Below are 3,108 nucleotides of genomic sequence, written 5' to 3'. Positions count from 1 at the left end.
GAGAGCGCGGCGGGTGTGTCAGCGGATGAACGCCCACTCGGGCAGGTGGCCAGCATTGACCATCTGCGAGATCAGTCCAGCCATCGTGTGATCGGGATCGATCGTGAGCGCCTGACGTACGTATGCGTCAGCGTGCGAGGAACGTCCCAGCGCCCATGAGAGCCAGCCAGCGGCCACCAGAGCGCCGACCTTCGCCGCCTCGGGTGCAACAGCGGCCAGGTAGCGGCACACGCGCAGAGCGTCGCGCAGACGGTCAGCGTCCGGGCGAGCGCCTTCGCCGACGATGACCTCGGCCAGGTGCGTCGGCATCTGCCGGGTGCCGGTGGACGCCATCTGAGCGTCCAGCGTTTCCGCGCCGGTCGCGAGATCGCGCGCCCACTGCACCAGGGCCACGTCGCGCGTCAGCGGGCGATGCAGCAGCACCAGCAGTGTTGCCGCATCCATCGGCGTAGCGTCGGCCACGTCCAGCGTCAGCGCCCGCTCGAACGCGGCCACGACGGCATCGGTCGCGGTAGTCGCGGATGCCACCGGCAGAGCGTCGGCAACCTCGGCGGCGAACGCCTCGGGAACCTCGGGGAGTACCGCCCCGGCCTGAGCGTCAGCCTCGGCCGCCAGTGCCGCGATGTGCGCCGGAACAGCGCCCAGCGGGGTCATGGTGCGCTCACCGACATGCGCCCACTCGGTGCCGGTGACGTACAGCGCATCGACCACGTCGAGGCCGCACATTTCCGCCTGAGCCACGATCGGCGCACTGACAGACTCAGCCTGATCGGCAGTGCCATAGACGACGATGGCCACGCCGGTCACGCCCGTGATCTTGCACAGTAGACCGGCGGCGGCGCTCGCCATGTCGGCAGCGTTCTCCGCAGCGGGAAGGTCGATCCGCATTGCACCGGCGGTGGCATTGCCACGGAACGGAACGAGCACGACGGACTCGCTCGGCTGGAAACCCAGCAGTGCCGGAACGGCAGCCAGGAAGTCGCTAGCCTGAGCGGCCTTGAGGATGGTGGTGATGGTCATGGTGTCCTCCATAGAACGGGTGTTGTGTATCTGACATACATAACAATACACTAAGCGGCGGACATTGCAAATGCGATGTCCGTGAATGGCGATCCGTGCGGCCTATATGAGGAAGCGGAGAGAGGACGAAATGACAGACCATCTAGTACGTGCGGCTCAGAACGACTATGGGGAGTTGATCGAGCGGATTGCAGTCTGGCCTCCCGGCCTCGGTATCGACGTGCATCTCATCGGCGGTGACGTGGTGCAGTACCTTCCAAACGGCTCTCGGCACCTGGTCGAGCCGCTGCCGGTGAAGGCAAGTCTTGGCAGGCGAATATCAGCGCTACGGGGAGTGCTGCGCATCATTTGGCCGTGCACAAACGAGCGAGCGCCCCGTCGAACTTCTTGACGGGGCGCTCGCCGCAGGCTAGTCGCTGCTTTCATCATCGAAGTCGAGGCGCGGGTCGAAGTGGAACCGTTCGGCACCCTCGTTGTGCGCGAGGTCGTCAGCGCGGGTGCGGTACTCGCGTTCACTCAGGCGCGAGCCGTGCCCATTTACCCAGGGGAGCGGGTCGCGAGAATCCTCGGACTCGCCCTCCCAAACCTCCCGGATGACGTGCGCGGCGGCATCGTGCTCGTGCAGGGCGTCGAGTAGCGCTGCCAGGGTGAAGCCCTCGCTCACGTTGAGCGCGCTCAGCACTTCTCCGGCATTCCAGTAGCCGACCATTTGCGCGGCGGCCGTGACGACCTCCTGGTCGATCTCGTAGGCGCGAATCGTGGTCATGGTGACCTCCATAGATCGTGTGTTGTGTATCTGACGTAAGTAACAATAGCGACCGCCTCAGACACTCAAACGAGGGGGACACTATGAGCGCGTCAACGTGTATTGAGTGCGCCGCCCGAACTCATATCGGGCGGCGCACTCGCGGGGTTACTGCGGGGCGTCGGTGCTCTGCTCGCGCTCGATGGTGAAGCGCTCGCGGCCGTAGGACAGCAGCCAGGTAGCGGCATCGTCGTGCTCGTGCACGCCCAGCTGCATCGCGATCTCATCGAGGGTGTCGAACAGCCCGCCGTCATCGCCGCCGACCTCTTCGGCCTCGTGCTCGACGCCGTCCTCATCGAGGTAGGCATCGAAGGTCAGGCGCGGGGTGTCATTGATGCGGAACAGCAGCGCGCACACCCCCGCCGGGATGAGCCGGGTGACCTCGCGTATCGAGGCCTCCCAAAACTCGACTTCGGCGTTGACGATCGCCGTGACCGCCTCACAGTAGGCGGGGGACTGGTACTGCGTCGTCATGGCTCACTGCCCCCTTCTCAACGCGAGCCGTCGAGGCCGTCGATGAGCCACCGGGCAGCAGCAGCAAGGTCGCCGGAACCACCCAGCGCCGCGCGCACAGCGGCAATGCTCTGCACCAGGTCAACCGGCACCAGGCCGCTCTCCTGCGACCTCGCGCGTTGACGCTCGCCGCCGGTGTAGACGTCCAGGCTCTGCCCTGCCTCGTCGGCATCGCGCGTGTCCCACTCTTGGAGCACTTCGACGCACGCGCCGGTGTGACGGCGGCTGAGATCCGCCGCGAGGTCATAGATCCCCTCGGCCTCGTACTTGGAATTGCCGCAGACCTTCCAGCCGTCCTCGTCTTCGATGATCTGCTCATCGGAGAGGCACAGCCCTGCACGGTCGATGGCCTTGCTGAGCTTGCGCTCGGTGAGGCGGGGAGCCTCGGTGACTGTGATGACGTTCCACGTAGACATAGCGTGTCCTTCATTGTGTTGTGTATCTGACATAGGTAAGATTAGAGGCAGGGTCAGACATTGCCCCACCAGGCCAGGGAGGTCGCGCAGCGGGCTCCCGAACCCACCGGTGAAACCGGCCCCAGAAAGGCGCGCAGCGCCCCTAGACGGGCCTCGGCAGCCAGGCATGAGGGAATGAGCCTGCATGGGGCCGGCTATCGCAGAAACGCACTCAGAGACCGCTGAGCACACCCCGATCACTCGGCCACAAATCCCGGCCCCAGAGCACCCCAAACCGATCCGCAGGGCACCACACCAACCACTCCCGCAACAGCCACCAGAGACCCCCGCGCAGTCCCCTTTGGGGAGACCGCG

Annotated in this window: 4 protein-coding genes; all 4 read right to left on the bottom strand. The window is 65.5% G+C overall.

Features of this window, described 5'->3' with window-relative positions; translation table 11 throughout:
• Positions 1–18: 18 nt before the first annotated feature.
• A complete protein-coding gene (locus tag DC31_RS16585; protein WP_051607217.1) occupies positions 19–1,020 on the bottom strand; it encodes a DUF4192 family protein in 1,002 nt (333 codons plus the stop codon).
• A 409-nt stretch (positions 1,021–1,429) separates the two neighbouring features.
• Positions 1,430–1,786: a hypothetical protein gene (locus DC31_RS16575; RefSeq protein ID WP_152545476.1), complete on the bottom strand. Its 357-nt coding sequence runs from the start codon at positions 1,784–1,786 to the stop codon at positions 1,430–1,432.
• A gap of 147 nt (positions 1,787–1,933) precedes the next feature.
• The gene (locus DC31_RS16570) at positions 1,934–2,299 is read right to left on the bottom strand and encodes a hypothetical protein (RefSeq protein WP_036282253.1); all 366 of its coding nucleotides are present in this window, start codon (positions 2,297–2,299) and stop codon (positions 1,934–1,936) included.
• Positions 2,300–2,316: 17 nt separating this feature from the next.
• The gene (locus DC31_RS16565; RefSeq protein ID WP_036282252.1) at positions 2,317–2,754 is read right to left on the bottom strand and encodes a hypothetical protein; all 438 of its coding nucleotides are present in this window, start codon (positions 2,752–2,754) and stop codon (positions 2,317–2,319) included.
• Positions 2,755–3,108: the final 354 nt, after the last annotated feature.

This window comes from Microbacterium sp. CH12i (assembly GCF_000685355.1).
In the GTDB taxonomy this organism is placed as follows: domain Bacteria; phylum Actinomycetota; class Actinomycetes; order Actinomycetales; family Microbacteriaceae; genus Microbacterium.
This window is presented reverse-complemented; position numbering and strand designations above follow the sequence as displayed.

What these genes read in the sequence shown, in the direction of transcription:
- DC31_RS16585 (WP_051607217.1), bottom strand. Translation starts at nt 1,020, where the DNA reads ATGACCATCACCACCATCCTCAAGGCCGCTCAGGCTAGCGACTTCCTG.
- DC31_RS16575 (WP_152545476.1), bottom strand. Translation starts at nt 1,786, where the DNA reads ATGACCACGATTCGCGCCTACGAGATCGACCAGGAGGTCGTCACGGCC.
- DC31_RS16565 (WP_036282252.1), bottom strand. Translation starts at nt 2,754, where the DNA reads ATGTCTACGTGGAACGTCATCACAGTCACCGAGGCTCCCCGCCTCACC.
- DC31_RS16570 (WP_036282253.1), bottom strand. Translation starts at nt 2,299, where the DNA reads ATGACGACGCAGTACCAGTCCCCCGCCTACTGTGAGGCGGTCACGGCG.